Origin of the sequence: Rhodococcus sp. X156 (genome assembly GCF_004006015.1) — a bacterium.
Classification (GTDB): domain Bacteria; phylum Actinomycetota; class Actinomycetes; order Mycobacteriales; family Mycobacteriaceae; genus X156.
The window spans coordinates 950,574-965,500 of the sequence record NZ_CP034766.1 but is presented as its reverse complement, the minus strand read 5'-3'; the positions used below and the strand labels follow the sequence as shown (position 1 = coordinate 965,500).

The 14,927-nt window shown below is 72.6% G+C and carries 17 protein-coding genes; 9 read left to right on the top strand and 8 right to left on the bottom strand.

All coding sequences use genetic code 11. The annotated features are described in order from the left end of the window. Window positions 1-25: 25 nt before the first annotated feature. Entirely contained in the window at window positions 26-886 is an 861-nt protein-coding gene (locus ELX43_RS04610) for an alpha/beta fold hydrolase (RefSeq protein ID WP_127782337.1), read from the bottom strand. A gap of 175 nt (window positions 887-1,061) precedes the next feature. Here ELX43_RS04610 and ELX43_RS04605 point away from each other — a divergent pair, with 175 nt between their 5' ends. From ELX43_RS04605 to ELX43_RS04590, 4 genes are all read left to right on the top strand, one after another. Next, window positions 1,062-1,958 carry an LLM class F420-dependent oxidoreductase gene (locus ELX43_RS04605; RefSeq protein ID WP_127782336.1) on the top strand — a complete coding sequence of 299 codons (897 nt, stop codon included), beginning with the start codon at window positions 1,062-1,064 and terminating at the stop codon, window positions 1,956-1,958. After that, window positions 1,951-2,457 (top strand): nuclear transport factor 2 family protein, encoded by a 507-nt coding sequence (locus tag ELX43_RS04600; RefSeq protein WP_127782335.1) that lies wholly within the window; start codon window positions 1,951-1,953, stop codon window positions 2,455-2,457. Before ELX43_RS04605 ends, ELX43_RS04600 begins: the two co-directional genes overlap by 8 nt. 184 nt (window positions 2,458-2,641) lie before the next feature. Continuing rightward, window positions 2,642-3,559, top strand: coding sequence for a 3-oxoacyl-ACP reductase (locus ELX43_RS04595; RefSeq protein ID WP_127782334.1), 918 nt, complete (start codon window positions 2,642-2,644; stop codon window positions 3,557-3,559). Window positions 3,560-3,633: 74 nt separating this feature from the next. Beyond that, entirely contained in the window at window positions 3,634-4,377 is a 744-nt protein-coding gene (locus tag ELX43_RS04590) for an SDR family oxidoreductase (RefSeq protein WP_127782333.1), read from the top strand. A 67-nt stretch (window positions 4,378-4,444) separates the two neighbouring features. Here ELX43_RS04590 and ELX43_RS04585 read toward each other — a convergent pair whose 3' ends face one another. Next, window positions 4,445-6,067 carry an acyl-CoA synthetase gene (locus tag ELX43_RS04585; RefSeq protein WP_127782332.1) on the bottom strand — a complete coding sequence of 541 codons (1,623 nt, stop codon included), beginning with the start codon at window positions 6,065-6,067 and terminating at the stop codon, window positions 4,445-4,447. A 279-nt stretch (window positions 6,068-6,346) separates the two neighbouring features. On the opposite strand from ELX43_RS04585, the gene ELX43_RS04580 reads away from it, so the two are divergent. From ELX43_RS04580 to ELX43_RS18170, 4 genes are all read left to right on the top strand, one after another. Further along, the gene (locus ELX43_RS04580; RefSeq protein ID WP_164860528.1) at window positions 6,347-6,538 is read left to right on the top strand and encodes a hypothetical protein; all 192 of its coding nucleotides are present in this window, start codon (window positions 6,347-6,349) and stop codon (window positions 6,536-6,538) included. An 82-nt stretch (window positions 6,539-6,620) separates the two neighbouring features. Continuing rightward, window positions 6,621-6,992: a thioredoxin gene (gene trxA, locus ELX43_RS04575; RefSeq protein WP_127782330.1), complete on the top strand. Its 372-nt coding sequence runs from the start codon at window positions 6,621-6,623 to the stop codon at window positions 6,990-6,992. A 51-nt stretch (window positions 6,993-7,043) separates the two neighbouring features. Next, a complete protein-coding gene (deoC, locus tag ELX43_RS04570) occupies window positions 7,044-7,721 on the top strand; it encodes a deoxyribose-phosphate aldolase (RefSeq protein ID WP_127782329.1) in 678 nt (225 codons plus the stop codon). An 82-nt stretch (window positions 7,722-7,803) separates the two neighbouring features. Then, the gene (locus tag ELX43_RS18170; protein ID WP_127782328.1) at window positions 7,804-9,807 is read left to right on the top strand and encodes a SpoIID/LytB domain-containing protein; all 2,004 of its coding nucleotides are present in this window, start codon (window positions 7,804-7,806) and stop codon (window positions 9,805-9,807) included. Window positions 9,808-9,810: 3 nt separating this feature from the next. Here ELX43_RS18170 and ELX43_RS04560 read toward each other — a convergent pair whose 3' ends face one another. The 3 genes from ELX43_RS04560 to ELX43_RS04550 form a co-directional block, all read right to left on the bottom strand. Then, complete coding sequence (locus ELX43_RS04560; RefSeq protein ID WP_127782327.1) at window positions 9,811-10,353, bottom strand: DUF732 domain-containing protein; 543 nt, start codon at window positions 10,351-10,353, stop codon at window positions 9,811-9,813. Between the two features lie 171 nt (window positions 10,354-10,524). After that, window positions 10,525-10,896: an SdpI family protein gene (locus ELX43_RS04555; protein WP_127782326.1), complete on the bottom strand. Its 372-nt coding sequence runs from the start codon at window positions 10,894-10,896 to the stop codon at window positions 10,525-10,527. A 153-nt stretch (window positions 10,897-11,049) separates the two neighbouring features. Next, the gene (locus tag ELX43_RS04550) at window positions 11,050-11,913 is read right to left on the bottom strand and encodes a helix-turn-helix domain-containing protein (protein WP_127782325.1); all 864 of its coding nucleotides are present in this window, start codon (window positions 11,911-11,913) and stop codon (window positions 11,050-11,052) included. A gap of 75 nt (window positions 11,914-11,988) precedes the next feature. On the opposite strand from ELX43_RS04550, the gene ELX43_RS04545 reads away from it, so the two are divergent. Then, window positions 11,989-12,582: a TIGR03086 family metal-binding protein gene (locus tag ELX43_RS04545; protein WP_127782324.1), complete on the top strand. Its 594-nt coding sequence runs from the start codon at window positions 11,989-11,991 to the stop codon at window positions 12,580-12,582. A gap of 7 nt (window positions 12,583-12,589) precedes the next feature. Here ELX43_RS04545 and ELX43_RS04540 read toward each other — a convergent pair whose 3' ends face one another. From ELX43_RS04540 to ELX43_RS04530, 3 genes are read right to left on the bottom strand one after another with little or no spacing between them, the layout of a single operon-like run. Then, a complete protein-coding gene (locus tag ELX43_RS04540; protein WP_241249784.1) occupies window positions 12,590-13,543 on the bottom strand; it encodes an urease accessory protein UreD in 954 nt (317 codons plus the stop codon). Then, the gene (gene ureG, locus ELX43_RS04535) at window positions 13,540-14,157 is read right to left on the bottom strand and encodes an urease accessory protein UreG (protein ID WP_127782323.1); all 618 of its coding nucleotides are present in this window, start codon (window positions 14,155-14,157) and stop codon (window positions 13,540-13,542) included. Before ureG ends, ELX43_RS04540 begins: the two co-directional genes overlap by 4 nt. A gap of 57 nt (window positions 14,158-14,214) precedes the next feature. Next, window positions 14,215-14,922: an urease accessory UreF family protein gene (locus ELX43_RS04530; protein ID WP_241249783.1), complete on the bottom strand. Its 708-nt coding sequence runs from the start codon at window positions 14,920-14,922 to the stop codon at window positions 14,215-14,217. Window positions 14,923-14,927 lie beyond the last annotated feature (5 nt).

Here is a 14,927-nt window from a genome sequence, read left to right as displayed (position 1 = left end):
GGACGCCGGATGGCGGGCGGGATGATCAGCTGGCGTCGGGTCGGGTGAGGAAGGCCTTGACTGTGCGCAGCCACGCCTCCCTGGCCTCGATCATCGCCCAGTGGCCACAGTTGGGGAAGATGTGCAGCTCGGCGTCGGCGATGGTGCGCATTGGCAGCAGCGCCATGTCCACCGGGCTGACACGGTCGTCGCGACCCCAGGTCAGCAGGGTCGGCGCGGTGATCTTGTGCAGCTGCGCCCAGTACGGGGTCGCGTCCTTCTGTGCCGCCGCGGTGGCCGCAAAAGCCTTGCTGCTGTACATCTTGCGCGCGCCGGCCAGGGTCTCCGGGTCGGTGGCCAGCGCCCAGCGCTCCTCGATGAGCTGCTCGGTGACCACGGCCGGGTCGTAGACCATGGAGTGCAGCCAGCGGACGAGGCCCTCGCGGGTGGGGTTGTCGGTGAACTCCATCAGCAGCTTGATGCCCTCACCGGGGCCGGGGCTGAAGATGTTGCGCCCGATGCCGCCGATGGTGACCAGCTTGTGCACCCGCTGAGGCATGTGGATCGCCACGTTGGCGCCGACGATGCCGCCCATCGAGTTGCCGATGATGTCCACCGCGCCGAGGCCGAGCTTGTCCAGGAAGGTGGCCACGGAGACGCCCGCGGTCATCATCGGGTGACCCTCGGTGGGGTCGCTGACGCCGAAGCCGGGGAACTCCAGGATGAGGCAGCGGAAGTCCTCCGCGAGCTCGCCGAGCACGCCGCGGTAGTTGCGCCAGCCGGTCACGCCGGGACCCGAGCCGTGCAGCAGCAGCAGCGGGGGGCCGTCGCCGGCCTCGTGGTAGCGCAGCACGCCTGCGTCGGTCTCCAGCTCGCGCCGGGTTCCCTCGAAGCTCACATCAGTCATTCATCCACCTCAGGTGACAGTCGGCCGCGTCGTTGCGCGTCAGTGACGCTAGACACGCTAACCCGCCGGTAATCGCGCGGTCCCGATCAGCGAGATCCCGACCCGGTCGCCCGGCGCGGCGCGACACCATGCCCTAGTCCATTTACCTCTCCCAGCCCCCGAGGAAGTGCCAGCAGTGCGCATCGGACTCAGCTCACCCATCGTGGTGCAGCACCCGTCCACCACGTCCGAGTGGGAGCGCTCCGCGGGCATCGCCGAGCTGGCGCGCGTGGCCGAGGCCGCCGACGGGCTGGGCTTTCACCACCTCACCTGCAGCGAGCACGTGGCGGTGCCGGTGGACGTGGCCCAGGAGCGCGGCGGCACCTACTGGGACCCGCTGGCCACCCTCGGCTACCTCGCCGCCCGCACCCGCCAGGTCCGGCTGACCACCACGGTGCTGGTGCTCGGCTACCACCACCCGCTGGAGATCGCCAAGCGCTACGGCACCCTGGACGTGGTCAGCGGCGGCCGGCTGGTGCTGGGGCTCGGCGTGGGCACCCTGCGCGAGGAGTTCGAGCTGCTGGACGCGCCGTTCAGCGGCCGCGGCGCCCGCGCCGACGACGCGCTGCGAGCGCTGCGCGCCTCGCTGTCGCAGCCGGAGCCGAGCTACCACGGCGAGCACTACTCCTACGAGGGCTTCCTGGTGTCGCCGCACGCCCAGCAGGCTCGGGTCCCGCTGTGGATCGGCGGCCGCACCCCGCGCTCGCTGCGCCGCGCCATCGAGCACGGCGACGGGTGGGTGCCCTTCGGGCTGGGCCTGCGCGAGCTCACCGAGCTGCTCGGTGCCGCCGAGCTGCCCCCGCAGCTGGAGGTGGTGCTCTCCCCCGGCCGCCAGCTCGACCCGCTGGGCGCCCCGGACGCCTGTGCCACCGCGCTGAGCCGGCTGCGCGACGCCGGCGCCACCGTGGTGAGCGTCGCGATCGACGCCACCGGCGCCCAGCACTACTGCGACCAGCTGCACGCCCTGCGCGAGCTCGCCGAACCACTCGGCGCGCGCTTCACCCCGCCTACCGAAGGATCCCTCGATGACTGACGTCGACGCCCGCCTGGCTGCCCTGGAGCAGCGGGTCGCCCTGCTGCAGGACCACCTGGACATCACCACGCTGATCTACACCTACCCCGCGGCGGTGGACAGCGGCTCGGCGACGACGGTGTCGGGCCTGTGGACCGAGGACGGCGTCTACGACGTGGACCCGCGCCCGATGAACGGCCGCGCGGAGATCGAGGCGATGGTGGGCTCCTCGGCCCACCAGGGCTACATCCACGACGGCTGCGGCCACTTCCCCGCGCCGGCCCGCGTCACCGTGGACGGCGACACCGCGGTGGCGATCCAGTACACGCAGCTGATCATGAACAAGGTGGACGCCGCCGGCTTCCGCATCGCCCGGCTCACCGCCAACCGGTGGGAGCTGGCCCGCGGTGCCGACGGCTGGCGGGTCACCAAGCGCACCGGTCGCGTGCTGGACGGCCGCCCCGAGTCCCGCGAGATGCTGGCCGCCGGGGTGGGCGGGCAGCCGGTCTCGCGCCCCTGATCCCTGCCGCCGGGCGGCGGTGGTGGGTAGCGGTTGCTGACCTGCGCGGGGCGGCTGGGGCGTACTTGCAGACGTACCCAGGTGTTCCGATCACCGGGACGTCGGCGCTGCCGCACGGTCAGCCTGCCTAGCATCTGCCGGCAGGTAGTCCCCTGCTCTCCCCCGTACAAGGAGCCGTTCGCAAATGGTTGAGTCCCTGAGCTTGGACGGCAAGGCCGCCGTCGTCACCGGTGCGGGCGCAGGCCTGGGCCGCGCCGAGGCGCTGGCGCTGGCCGGTGCCGGTGCCGCCGTCGTGGTCAACGACATGGGCCCGGCCGCGCACGACGTGGTGGACGAGATCAAGGCCAGCGGTGGCCAGGCCGTCGCCGTCCTCGGCGACGTCTCCGACTGGTCGCTGGGCGACACGCTCGTGCAGACCGCGGTGGAGAGCTTCGGCTCGTTCGACATCCTGGTGAACAACGCCGGCATCCTGCGCGACAAGATGATCTTCAACCTGTCGGAGTCGGACTGGGACGACGTCATCCGGGTGCACCTCAAGGGCCACGCCGCCACCTCCCACGCCGCGGCGGTGCACTGGCGCCAGAAGTCCAAGGACGCCGGTGGCCCCATCTTCGGCCGTGTCATCAACACCTCCTCCGAGGCGTTCCTGTTCGGCTCCGCCGGCCAGCCCAACTACTCCGCCGCCAAGGCCGGGATCACCGCGCTGACGCTGTCCACCTCCCAGGGGCTGCAGCGCTACGGCGTCCGCGCCAACGCCATCTGCCCGCGGGCGCGCACCGCGATGACCGCCGAGGCCTTCGGCGAGCAGAGCGAGCCCGGCGCCGACCCGCTGTCCCCGGACCGCGTCGGCACCCTGGTCGCCTACCTGGCCTCCCCCGCCTCCGAGGAGATCACCGGCCAGGTGTTCGTCGTCTACGGCAAGATGGTCGCGCTGATGGCCGCCCCGCAGGTGGAGAACCGCTTCGACGCGGCGGGCTCGGCGTTCTCCGTCGAGGAGATGAACGACCAGCTGACGCCGTACTTCTCCGGCCGCGGCCGCTACGAGACCTACTCCGCCTACAACGTCGCCGCGCTGGAGAAGCCCGCGCTCGCCATAGACTGACGTCGAGCGGGCACCTCCCCGCGGATCTCTCCCGCAGGACCCGAGCCTGACCTACAGCACCAGCTAGGAGCGCCATGCGCCTGGACGGAAAAGTCGCGATCGTGACCGGCGGGGCAGGCGGCATCGGCCGCGGCATCGTGCAGGCCTTCACCAAGGAAGGTGCCCGGGTCCTGGCCGTCGACGTCAACGACGAGGCGGGCCAGGCCCTGGCGTCGGAGCTGGGCGAGTCGGTGCGCTTCCTGCGTACCGACATCTCCCGGCCCGAGGCGGCGCAGGAGATCGTGGACGCCGCGGTGGCGGCCTTCGGCGGACTGCACGTGCTGGTCAACAACGCCCACGCCTCTCGCCAGGCGCCGCTGCTGGAGCACACCCAGGAGATGTTCGACCTGTCGTTCGGCACCGGCTTCTACCCCACGGTGCACCTGATGCAGGCCGCACACCCCCAGCTCAAGGAGCACGGGGGCACGGTCATCAACTTCGCCTCCGGGGCCGGCCTGAACGGCCAACCCACCCAGACCTCCTACGCCGCGGCCAAGGAGGCCATCCGGGCGGTCAGCCGGGTGGCGGCACACGAGTGGGCCCGCGACGGCATCACCGTCAACATCATCAGCCCGCTCGCTGCCACCGAGGGTGTGCGCAAGTGGCAGGAGGAGCACCCGGCGATGGCCGAGGCGGTGCTCTCCGGTGTTCCGCTGCACCGCTTCGGCGACCCCGAGCAGGACATCGGCCGGGTGGCGGTGTTCCTGGCCAGCGACGACGCGCGGTACATGACCGGGCAGACGCTGATGGTCGACGGCGGCAGCATCATGCTGCGCTGAGCTGCACGCTCGTCCCCACGCACGCAGACAGGCCCGGACCAGCAGGTCCGGGCCTGTCGCGTCGGCGCTAGCCGCGGGTGCTGGGCGCTGCTGCCTCGGCGCCGGCCTCGGCGACGGTGGCCTTGGCCCAGCGGTAGTCCGCCTTGCCGCTGGGCGAGCGCACGATGAACGGTGCGACCACCAGCGAGCGGGGAATCTTGTACCCGGCGATCTGGGTGCGGCAGTGCTTCTGCACGTCCTCCAGGCTGGGCTCGTCGAAGCCCTCGCGCAGCTGGACCACCGCGCCCACCCGCTCGCCGTAGAGCGGGTCGGGGGCGCCGGCGACCAGCGCGTCCATCACGGCAGGGTGGCTCTTCAGCGCCTGCTCCACCTCCTCGGGGAAGACCTTCTCGCCGCCGGTGTTGATGCAGCCCGAGCCCCGGCCCAGCAGCACGATGGTGCCGTCGGCCTCCACCCGGGCCATGTCGCCCAGCACCGACATCCGCACACCGTCCACCACCGGGAAGGTGGCGGCGGTCTTGGCCGGGTCGTTGTAGTAGGCCAGCGGGACGTGGCCCCGCCGGGCGAGGTAGCCCAGCTCGCCCGAACCGGGCTCCACCGGCTGCAGCGTCTCGTCCACCACCACGGCGTTGGCGCTGGGCGCCATGCGCATGGACCCGTCCTCCCCCATGGCCAAGGTGCCGTCGGCGCCGGACTCCGAGGCGCCGAAGCTGTCCCGCAGGTAGAGGTTGGGCAGCAGCTCCGTGAGCTGGGCCTGCACCGTGCGCGACCACAGGGCGCCACCGGAGCCGATCATGAACAGCGAGCTGAGGTCGTGCTCACCGGCGTGGGCGGCGATGGCGTCGGCCAGCGGCCGGGCGATGGCGTCGCCGACCACCATCACGCAGCTGACCGACTCCGCCTCCACCAGGCGCAGCGCCTCGACCGCGTCGAACTGGCGCATCAGCACCTGCTTGCTGGCCATGAAGAACCCGCTGAACAAGGAGTACACCGCGGCGCCGTGCATCAGGGGCGCGGTCACCAGGAAGGTCATCGGGGTCTCCGCCGCAGCGGCGGCCGCGGCCACCTCCGCCGCGCTGGTGTAGGAGTCGCCATAGTGGTTGCCCCCGCCGAGCGCGGCGTGGAAGAAGTCCTCGTGGCGCCACACCACACCCTTGGGCATCCCGGTGGTGCCGCCGGTGTAGATCACGTAGTGGTCGTCGTTGCTGCGCTCGCCGAAGTCACGCTCGGCGGACTGGGCGGACACCCCCAGCTCGTAGTCCACGTGCGTCACCGCACCGAGGTCGGCGTCGGTGGGGCCCAGCGTGAGCACGTGCTTGACGGTCGGGCAGGCCGGGAGCACAGCGGCCGCGGTGGCGGCCAGGTCGCCGTCCACGATCACGCCGACCAGCTCGGCGTTGCCGTACAGGTAGCTCAGCTCGGCGTCGGTGTAGCGGAAGTTGATGTTGATCGGCACGGCCCGCGCCTTCAGGCAGCCCAGCAGCGACTCCACGAACTCCAGGCTGTTGCGCATGTGCAGACCCACGTGGTCGCCGGGCCGGATCCCCAGCTCCTGCAGCTGGTGCCCCACCTGCGTGGCCCGGGTGTCCAGCTCGGCGTAGGTCCTGCGCTGGCCGTCGCAGACCAGCGCCACCCGGTCCGGGATCGCGTCCGAAACGGCTTCGTACAGGTCAGCGAGGTTCAGCGACATGGTCGTCCTTCGTCAGCGGGCGGCGCGGTGCCTGCGGCACGGGTGCGCCAGTGTGTTCTGCGGCACTGCCATTCCCGCACCCCGGCGGGGGCCGACCAAGCGCGGCTACCGGTCAGTGAGACCAGGACCACGCCACGCCGGGCCGGGCGCTCGCCGACACGCCGGGCCAGGAGCGCGGAGCTGTCAGGGCCTGGTGGTACCAACATCAGCAGAGCTTGACCGAGGCTTGACCCCCAGATCTGCGAGGTGCGTGTGATGAGTGACCAGTGCATTGACTGCGTGAGCGAGAGCGACCACTGCCACGGCACGCTGATCGTGCACCTCAGCCACGTCCTGGAGTGCACCGAGGACGGCTGCGTGGTGCTGGACTCCGCCCGTCACGACCTGCTGCTCACCTGCGACCGGCTCGGCAGCGCCTGTGACTGCCTGCCCAGCCTGCCCGCCGACGAGCGCGAGCTGCTCAGCGCCTGAGGACGAGCGCCGCTGCCCGGGATGAAATCACCGGGTCGCGACGTTGTCCGAGCCACGGGGTAATCAGCACCGAAAGGACGTCATGACGACCACCAACCTGACCAAGGAAACCTTTCCCACGGCGATCCAGGAGCCGGGAGTGGTCCTGGTCGACTTCTGGGCCAGCTGGTGCGGTCCGTGCCGGGCGTTCGCGCCGGTCTACGACGCCGCCGCGGAGAAGCACCCGGAGATCACCTTCGCCAAGGTCGACACCGAGGCCGAGCCCGAGCTCTCGGCGGCGCTGAAGATCATGTCGATCCCCACGCTGATGGCCTTCCGCGACGGCATCCTGGTCTACAGCCAGCCCGGCGCCCTGCCCGAGGCGTCGCTGCAGCAGCTCATCACCCAGGTGGAGGAGCTCGACATGGACAAGGTGCGGGCCGAGCTCGCCACCGCGGACAGCGCCTCCAGCTGAGCCCGCCTGCTGGCGGATCGCCCGGCACGCACTACCCGTAGCGTGCCGGCCATGCCGACAGCACCCCTCACGCGCGCCGGACTGGCGCGCCTGGTCGACCACACGCTCCTCAAGCCCGAGGCCTCGGCCGCAGCGGTTCGCGCCGCTGCGGCCGAGGCCGTTCGGCTGGGGTGCGCCTCCGTCTGCGTCAGCTCCGCCCGCCTGGTGGACGCCGCCCCGGTGGTGCGGGACACCGGCACCGTGCTGTGCACGGTGATCGGGTTCCCCGCCGGCGCGGTGCTCACCGCGGGCAAGGTCGCCGAGGCTCGTGCGGCCCTCGCGCTGGGCGCCACCGAGCTGGACATGGTCGCCGACCTCGGCCGAGTGGTCGATGGTGACCTCGTCGGTGTGCAGCACGACATCGCCGCCGTGCGCGCCGTCACGCCGGCCGACCACGTGCTCAAGGTGATCCTGGAGACCGCGGCGCTCAGCGACGAGCAGGTGGTGCTCGCGTGCCGGGCCGCCGAGCAGGCCGGCGCCGACTTCGTGAAGACCTCCACCGGGTTCCACCCCACTGGTGGCGCCACCACCGAGGCGGTGCGGCTGCTGCACCAGTCCGTGCCCGCGCTGGGGGTGAAGGCATCCGGCGGCATCCGCAGCCTGGCGGCGGCCCAGGCGATGCTCGACGCCGGTGCCACCCGGCTGGGCATGAGCGCCACCGCGGCCGTGCTGGCCGAGCTGCCCGAGTAGTCCGGGCAGTCCGGCACGCCCGCTCCCAGACCCCGTCCCGGGATGCGCTCATGGGGCGCTCGCCCCTGCCGATGGTCACCTTGTGGCATCTTTTGATTACTTACTGTGCTCAATCCTGCGCAACCCCGGCGCGCCGGCTCGCCGCCGCCCGCCGCGCCTGGTAACGCCCCGCGCACCGGGCCGCGGCGCCGGTGGGCTGTTCGTCCGCCGGTTCGCGCGCACCGCCGCCCTCGTGTCGGTGGCCGCCGCGCTGATCGCCACCTCCGGCACGCCGCCGGTGGAGGCGCCGGTCCGGCTGGCTGCCCTCAGCGCGGACGCCCAGGTCACCATCACCGGCCACGGCTACGGCCACGGGCGCGGGATGGGCCAGTACGGCTCCTACGGCTACGCCACCCGCCACGGCTGGAGCCACCAGCAGATCCTGGCGCACTACTACGGCAACACCGTGCTCAGCCAGGTCGGCAACCCGCTGATGACGGTGCGGCTGACCGGCAGCGACGGGCGCGCCATGTCGGTGTTCTCCGACCGCGGCTTCTACGCCGGTGGTACCTGGATCGCCCCTGGCGACGCGGTCACCATGGTCGCCAAGCCCAGCGGCGGCGCCACGGTGACGGCGACGGCCGGCTGCGGGGGACGCACCTACTGGGTGCGAGACACCGCGGGCACCCGAGCCGACCCGCCGGTGGAGGGGCTGAACCGCCCCACCGCCGAGAACCTCCGCCTGTGCAGCACCGGCACCCGGTACCGCGGATCGCTGGTGGCGGTCAACGACGGCGGCGTGCAGCGCACCGTCAGCTCGCTGTCCACGGAGGACTACCTGCGCGGGGTGGTGCCGTCGGAGTCCCCCGCCAGCTGGGCCGACAGCGGCGGGGCGGCGGCGCTGCGAGCGCAGGCGGTGGCCGCCCGGTCGTACTCGCTGTCGGAGTCGCGCTACCGCTACGCCAAGACCTGCGACTCCCAGTCCTGCCAGGTCTACACCGGCTCCGGCGCCGAGGACCGGCGCAGCGACGCCGCCATCCTCGCCACCGCCGGCGTGGTGCTCACCCGGGGCGGCGCCGCGGTGCGCGCCGAGTTCTCCTCCTCCACCGGCGGCCACACCGCGGGTGGCCTGTTCCCCGCGGTGCCCGACGCCGGCGACGCCGTCTCGCCCTACGCCACGTGGACCACCACCGTCACCGCCGGCTCCATCGCCCGCGCCTACGGGATCGGCGAGCTGGTGAGCATGGACGTCAGCGCCCGCAACGGCCTCGGACTCGACGGCGGCCGGGCGACGCAGGTGCGCATCGTCGGCACCCAGGGCACCGTCACCCGCACCGGCGACCAGGTGCGCATCACCCTGGGGCTGCGCTCTGACTGGTTCCGCATCGCGGTCGCTGGCACCGTCCCTGGCGCTGTCCCTGGCGCTGTCCCGGGCACCACCCCCGCCGGCTTCAGCGTGGGCGGCGCCATCGGCGAGCGCTACCAGGCCCTGGGCGGCGCCCGCAGCATCCTCGGCGCGGCCACCACCAACGAGCTGGGCACCGCCGACGGGGTCGCCCGCTACAACCACTTCCAGGGCGGCTCCATCTACTGGTCCCCCGCCACCGGCGCCCGTGAGGTCTACGGGTCCATCGGGGAGCGCTGGGCGGGGCTGCGCCGGGAGGCCGGCCCCCTGGGCCTGCCGATCACCGGCGAGCTGGGCACACCCAACGGTCGTGGCCGCTACAACCACTTCCAGTCCGGGTCGCTGTACTGGTCGCCGGCCACCGGCGCGCAGGAGGTCTACGGCGCTGTCCGGGACGTGTGGGCCGCGCAGCGCTGGGAGGCGGGCGTCCTGGGCTTTCCCACCACCGGTGAGACGGCCACCAGCAAGGGCACCGGCCGGTACAACCACTTCGAGGGCGGGTCGGTCTACTGGTCGCCGGCCACCGGGGCCCACGAGGTGCACGGCGCGATCCGGCAGGCCTGGGCCGCTGGTGGCTGGGAGACCGGCTCGCTGGGCTTTCCCACCTCCCACGAGCACGACGTGCCGGGCGGACGGGCGTCGCGCTTCCAGGGCGGCACCCTGACCTACTCGTGGGCCACGGGGCAGGTCGTGCGCAGCTGACCCTCAGGGGGTCAGCAGGTAGGTGTACTGCGGGCAGTAGACCCTGACTGCCTCGCCGGCGAAGTACCCGGCCAGCACCGCGGAGTAGTCGTACGGCGGATCCATCAGCTCGTTGGCCGCCGCTGTCAGCCCGCTGCCCTGGGACAGCCCCTGGCACACGCCGCGAGCGCCGACCACCTGCACCGCGTCGTCGGGCGTGACGATGTCCCTTGCGCGCATCCGAGCCAGGAAGTCGGCGTCGGAGTACGAGCTTCCATAGGTGGGATAGCCGCCGTAGCCGGGGTAGCTCGGGTAGGGCACGTACTCGGTGTAGGTGGAGCCAGTCGGCACCACGTACACCGTGGTCCCCGGCGGCGGTGCTGCCAGCGGCGGTGAGGTGCCCGACGGGGAGGCAGCAGGCGGGGTCGTGGCCGGCGGGGTCGTGGCAGGCGGTGGCGAGGGGGTCGTCACGGGGGACGAGCCGTCGGCTCCGCACCCCGTCGCTCCCAGCCCTGCCGTCGCGGCGAGGGCGACCACCGCACCGGTGATCCGGGTGTTCACTGGCATGGGCTCGTCCTTGCCTGTCGGGTTGCGCCCGCGCCAAGGTACGCCCGGCTGCGGCACCTCGCCGCCGACCCTCGCCCACCCGGCATCCCGGCCTGGTGCGCCCCTACCGTCTCGCCACGGTGGCGAACCCGTCGACTTCGAGCACGACCCGGAGCTCCGGGAACGACCGGATCAACGCTGCAGCGACTTCGCCGCGGCGTTGCCCTTCAACGCCGCACAGAGCAGGACGGTGAACACTGCGAGAAACACCGATGGTGCAGCGACAGCCGACACCACTGATCCGAAACCGGTCACCACACCGAGCACGACCTGCACGCACAATCCCGCTCCGGCGGTCCACACCGTCCGGCGCAGAAGCGGCCGCGCAACCTGATGGCCCAGCTGCCACGCCTCGGGGCTCGACATCGTCGCCTTGGTGCGTATGCCCACCACGGGATTCGGTTCCTCACCGACAAGTCGCGGCATGAGTCCGGCAACGAGCGCGACGACGAGCGTGGAGGCCGTCAGCGAGGTCGTCAGACCCAGCAAGTCCGATGATCCCACCGTCCAGCCCCCTCTCGGCAGAGTGTTGCCACCACGAACTTTCCCCGCTCAGGTGCCGCTGGGGCACCACCTGACTGTATGCGAACCGCTTGCGGGCCAAACTGTTCGGGTGACGCGACCGCAGGCACGGAACCGGCAGCCGTCAGCCAGGCCCTAGCCCCGCTCCGCCCGGCGTGCCTGCGCCTGCGCGTACGCCGCGGGCGTCTGTCCCAGCGCCGCCCGGAAGTCCCGGATCAGGTGCGCCTGGTCGGCGTAGCCCATCTCCACCGCCACCTCCGCCCACACCACCTGCCGGCCGTCGCGCACCGCCTCCGCGGCGTCGAGCAGGCGGTAGCGACGGAGCACCCACGTCGGCGGAACCCCGGCGTGGCGCAGGAACTTGCGCTGCAGGGTCCGCGGACCGACTGCAGCCCGCGTGCACAGGTCCGCCAGCCCCCGCACCGTGCGGTCGGTCTCCGCCACCCGGGCCAGCCGAGCCACCTCCCGAGCCGTGCCGGCCCGCGAGGGACGCACGGCTGCGACCAGCGCCCGGGTCAGCACCCCCACCCGGGCCGCCTCGTCGGCGGCGCCGGACACCTGCGCCACGAGTGCGTCGGTGTCCACGCCGATCGCCGCCCCCAGTGGCACCGTGCGATCAGTCAGCGTGGCGGCATCGGCGTCCAGGAAGGCGCCCAGACCGCCGGGGGTGGTCAGGGCGGCCACGGTCCACCCGCGCCCGGTGAGCGTGCGGGTGGTCAGGCCGGTGGACACCCCGGCGCACTCCGCCACCACCGAGCCCGCGCTGCTGCTGCGCCCGTCGGCATGGCCCACCGAGAGGTTGGCGCCAGGGTGGGTAAGCACCTGCTGGGCGTGCACCTGTCCGGCCGGCAGGTCCCACTGCACCGCCCAGAAGCGGTCGACCAGCCCGAGCAGCTCTGGCTGCACCGGGTATCGGGTGAGCCGCACCCGCTGCCGCAGCAGCCACGGGTCGAGGATGCCGCGGCTGTCCCGCTCCACCGGCTCTGGTTCCCTCACCACGTCCGCGACCCTAGCCCGGCCGGGTGACGCTTTTGTTCAATCGGTGCTGGTCAGCGCGGTTCTACCGTGGAGGTCATGACCTCTTCCACGCAGCACACCACCGCCCTGCTGGACACCGTGCTCGATGACCTCGGCACCGTCGTCGCCACCATCGGACCCGGCCAGCTGCACAATCCCACCCCGTGCACCGAGATGGACGTGGCCCAGCTGCGCCAGCACGTGCTGGCCTGGCTGAGCAACTTCGCCGACGGCTTCGCCCACCCCGACAACCGCGCGCAGGCGGCGCCGGCCGATCCCGGTGCGAGCGTCGACCACGTGACCGCGGTGCGCGCCGCTTCCGACCAGCTGGTGGCATCGCTGCAGGCCGGTGCCGCCGAGCAGCCGCTGTACCTCGGCGACGACGCCATGCCCGGGGAGATGGCGCTGGGCATGATCCTCTGGGAGTACCTGGTGCACGGCTGGGACCTGGCGCGGGCCACCGGACAGCCGTGGGCGCCTCCGGAGGCGGCCGCGGCCCAGATCGTGGCGTTCGCCCCGAGCATGCTCAGCCCCGACTACCAGGGCGAGGGCAAGATGTTCGCCGACCCGGTACCGGTGCCGCCGAGCGCGCCGGCCATGGACCAGCTGCTCGGGCTGTCCGGCCGCGACCCGCGCTGGTCCCCGGCGTAGCCCTGCCCTACACCTTGCGCAGCGGTGGGGCGGGCACCCCGATCAGGCAGCGGCGCACCGCGTCCCACGCGGCCGCCATGGCTGCCGCCACCGCCGGCGGGTCGCTGCCGAGCACCCGCGCCCAGGCGCCGCTGTCCTGCGGCAGCACGCTCACCCCGTGCTGCACGGGGTGCTCGGCCAGCGCGGCGTGCAGCACGTCGGCGATGTCGGTGGCCGGGGCCAGCGGGCTCACCACGTAGAACGAGGCCATCAGCATGTGCCCGGCCAGCACGCCGGGGCCGCGCACGTCCGCACGCCCGGGCTCCAGGCGCACGGTGTCCACCGCCAGCAGCTGGCCGTCGGGGCGGCGCACCTCCAGGTCGGTGGCCACCACGTCGTAGGCGTGGCACTCCCCGCGGGCCAGGCGTCCACCCACCAGCGTGTCGCTGAGCAGCACCGTGGCAGTGGGATCGACGGTGACCACGGTGCGCTGGTGCAGCCGCGCGCCGGCGAACGGGATCACCGGGTCGGGCAGGTGCTCCAGGTACCCGCCGGCACCCACGGTCAGGTTCACCTGCTGGGTGGCGAAGTCGGCGTCGGCCCGGTGCACCTTGGTGGCGGCTTGGGTGGTCAGGTGCACCGCAGTGTCCGCGCCGCACACCACGTCGGTGCGCAGCCGGTCGGCCTGCACGATGCCCCCGCCGGTGGACATCAGGTACACCACCGCCAGGTCCGGCCGGCCCGGGTCCACGTGCAGCGGGCGCATGATCTGCAGCGGTGACTTCTGGTAGTGCCGCACCAGCTCGGTGCGCGGGCCCACCACCTCGAAGCCCAGCTCCAGCAGCCCCACCTTGCCCGGGCGTCCCACGCCCAGGGTCTGCGGCACGCCGGTGTGGCGCAGCACCTCCACCGGGATCTGCGGCGGTGCGTAGTGGGCGGCGGCGAAGCGGTCCACCACGAGCGGCTCGGGGGCCAGGCTCACGCGGCCACCCGTCGGTAGCCGTCCAGGAACGCCACCACCTGCTCCAGCCCCTGCCCGGTGAGGCAGTTGGTCAGCGCCACCGGCCGGTTGTCCCGCACCCGGTAGGCGTCGGACTCCATCACGTCCAGGTTCGTGCGCACGTGCTCGGCGATGTCGATCTTGTTGATCACCAGCAGGTCGGAGTCGGTGATGCCCGGGCCGCGCTTGCGGGGCATCTTCTCCCCGCCGCCGGTGTCCAGCACGAAGACGAACACGTCCACCAGGATCGGGCTGAAGGTGAGGGTCAGGTTGTCCCCGCCGGACTCGTAGAACAGCGTGTCCACCTCGGGGAAGCGCTGCAGCATCTCCGCGCCGGCGGCGAGGTTCATCGTCGGGTCGTCGCGCACGGCGGTGTGCGGGCACGCGCCGGTCTCCACGCCCACCACCTTCTCCGGGTCGAGCACGCCGGCGAGGGTGCGGCGCACGTGCTGGGCGTCCTCCTGGGTGTAGATGTCGTTGGTGATCACTGCCGGCCGGCGGCCACGAGCGGTGAGCACCGGGACGAGCGCCTCGATCAGGGCGGTCTTGCCGGTGCCCACGGGGCCGCCGATGCCGACCTTCAACACGTTGTCCATCGAGGGGTCCTTCTTCTGCTGGGTGGTGGGGGTGCGGGTGGGGAGCTCGAGCGCGGATCAGGTGGCGAACATGCGTGCCTCCGCCCGCTCGTGCCGGCCGGACATGACGTCGAACATCGGGGTGCACCCGCCCAGGTCGGCCAGCCCGCGCTGCAGCGCGTCCGCGGTGACCTCCTCGATCACCGCCGCGGTGCGGTGCAGCACGGCCTGCGCGGCCCGGTGGTCGGTGAGCCGCAGCCGCAGCGCCGCACCCACGAAGCTGGTGGCGAAGGCGAACAGGTCCGAGGCCACCGCGTGCTCCACCGGCACCCCGGTGCCCGCGTAGGCCACGCCGGCGGCCACTGGCTGGCAGCCGGGTGTGCGGCGGGAGGTGACCAGCTCGGAGTACCGCTGCAGGATCGGTCCGCCGAAGGAGGCCAGCGCGACGTCGAGCACCTGGCCGCCGGTGCGGGTGCACGCCACCCGCAGCTCGCGGGTGAGCTTGGTGGCGTGCAGGCGCTGGTCCACCGCCACCACGGTCTCCCAGTCGCCGGTGTCGGCCGCGCGGTGGGCCAGGGCCAGCGCCGTGGCGTCGGCGGGACCGACGGTGTGGCGCAGGGCGTCGGCCAGCAGCTCCGGCATCGCCGCGGCGTCCACCGCCCGCGCCTGGGCGAAGCCCTCCAGCCCGTGGGAGAGCGTGTAGAAGCCGCTGGGGAAGGCCGAGTCGGTCAGCTGCAGGCTCACCAGCAGGGAGCCCAGCCCCGTGCCGGTGCCGGTGTCGCTCACGTCGC

Coding starts and splice junctions, on each gene's coding strand:
- ELX43_RS04610 (WP_127782337.1), bottom strand. CDS start 886: ATGACTGATGTGAGCTTCGAGGGAACCCGGCGCGAGCTGGAGACCGAC.
- ELX43_RS04600 (WP_127782335.1), top strand. CDS start 1,951: ATGACTGACGTCGACGCCCGCCTGGCTGCCCTGGAGCAGCGGGTCGCC.
- ELX43_RS04595 (WP_127782334.1), top strand. CDS start 2,642: ATGGTTGAGTCCCTGAGCTTGGACGGCAAGGCCGCCGTCGTCACCGGT.
- ELX43_RS04590 (WP_127782333.1), top strand. CDS start 3,634: ATGCGCCTGGACGGAAAAGTCGCGATCGTGACCGGCGGGGCAGGCGGC.
- ELX43_RS04585 (WP_127782332.1), bottom strand. CDS start 6,067: ATGTCGCTGAACCTCGCTGACCTGTACGAAGCCGTTTCGGACGCGATC.
- trxA (WP_127782330.1), top strand. CDS start 6,621: ATGACGACCACCAACCTGACCAAGGAAACCTTTCCCACGGCGATCCAG.
- deoC (WP_127782329.1), top strand. CDS start 7,044: ATGCCGACAGCACCCCTCACGCGCGCCGGACTGGCGCGCCTGGTCGAC.
- ELX43_RS04560 (WP_127782327.1), bottom strand. CDS start 10,353: ATGCCAGTGAACACCCGGATCACCGGTGCGGTGGTCGCCCTCGCCGCG.
- ELX43_RS04545 (WP_127782324.1), top strand. CDS start 11,989: ATGACCTCTTCCACGCAGCACACCACCGCCCTGCTGGACACCGTGCTC.
- ureG (WP_127782323.1), bottom strand. CDS start 14,157: ATGGACAACGTGTTGAAGGTCGGCATCGGCGGCCCCGTGGGCACCGGC.